2 protein-coding genes are annotated in these 1290 nt (G+C 66.1%); both read right to left on the reverse strand.

Annotated elements, in window-relative coordinates; all coding sequences use genetic code 11:
• Positions 1-353, reverse strand: a 353-nt coding sequence (locus JaAD80_RS28525; RefSeq protein WP_146012592.1) for a hypothetical protein, incomplete at its 3' end; no start/stop codon positions are given.
• A 144-nt stretch (positions 354-497) separates the two neighbouring features.
• On the reverse strand, positions 498-1290 hold a 793-nt coding region (locus JaAD80_RS28530), incomplete at its 5' end, for a FecR family protein (RefSeq protein ID WP_146012593.1).

The following is a 1290-nucleotide window of genomic DNA, read 5'->3' on the forward strand; positions in this document are numbered from 1 at the left end:
TGCTGCGCGGCGATGGCGCGCGCTGCCAGGTTCAGGTTGTTGAGCGAGCGCTGTAATTGCGCATTCGCCTGCTGTTGCTGACCATCCGGCCGGCTGCCCAGCGGCAAGGGCTGGCCATTCGGCAGGCGGCCCGAGGTGCTGGCCGTATTTTGCGCCGCACCCTTGGCCGCGAACCAGCCGCCACTGAATGCCTGCTGCGCGCGCGCCGGCGTGCTGAAGGCGCCCGCCATCAGCATGGTGGTCAGCGCGTAAGCGAGCGGCGTGAGCCGCAAGCGGCTGCCCAGCGTGGAGTTACGCTGCGCGCCCGTGTCGATGGTCGGGACGGGGCGCTGGGCAGTGTGAAGCTTGGTCATGGCAATGGTTTCCTGGCTAGAGAGAAGGGAACGGAGCCTGGCTGTTGCACAAGCGTCCATACCTCCATGACGTAGCTGGATGGCGGAAGGGATAATGTTTTTTGAAAAATATTTTTAAGCAACCCAGCCGCGCAGAAAAGCGCATCAGCTGAGGAGCACGATCCCACCAGGCAGGCTGGTCATTTGCGCGCCGTACAGGTCGCGTATCATCGCCAGCGCGCCATCCGTCTGGGCGATGGAAAAGCGCATGCGCACGAGGCGCCGGCCCAGTTCAGGATTGCGCAGCAGCACCTTGCCGGGACGGTAGCGGTTGATTTCGGCCACCACGTCGGCCAGCGGCTTGCCGACGAACGACAGCGCGCCCGTACGCCAGGCGCTGACCTCGTTTTCCGCCGCCCTTGTGGCCGCCTGCATGCCCTGTGCGTCATACACCAGTTGCTGGCCCGCATCCAGGGTCAGGCGGCGCTGTTGCCACAGCACGTCGACAGCGCCCGCCAGGCAAGTGACGCAAACGGCATCGTCCGTATGGCGCACATTGAAGCGGGCCGACTGCGCCAGCAATCGCCCTGCCCCCGCCTGCACGCTGACGGGCTGGCGCGCGCCGCTGGCGAGGATTTCCGCCTCGCCAGCCAGCAGTTCGACCGACTCCTGCGCGTTGACATTGATGCGCGTCTGCGTATTCATTTGCACCGTCATCTGCCGCGACAGGGCCAGCTGCCGCTGCTCGCCCGTGCCGGTGCGGTAGTCGGCGCGCAGTTCCTGCAACGATGGCCAGGCGCCCAGCGGCGGACGCAGGGCCAGCACGGCCACGCTGGCCGCCAGGCGCGCCGCCGAGAAAGGCACGTTGCGGAACAATTCGACGTAGGCATTGGCCACACCGACCAGCCATTTATTCGGCAGGGTACGGATGGTGCCGATCACCAGGCCCAGGATCAGG

Origin of the sequence: Janthinobacterium sp. AD80 (genome assembly GCF_002878455.1) — a bacterium.
Taxonomy (GTDB): domain Bacteria; phylum Pseudomonadota; class Gammaproteobacteria; order Burkholderiales; family Burkholderiaceae_D; genus Janthinobacterium.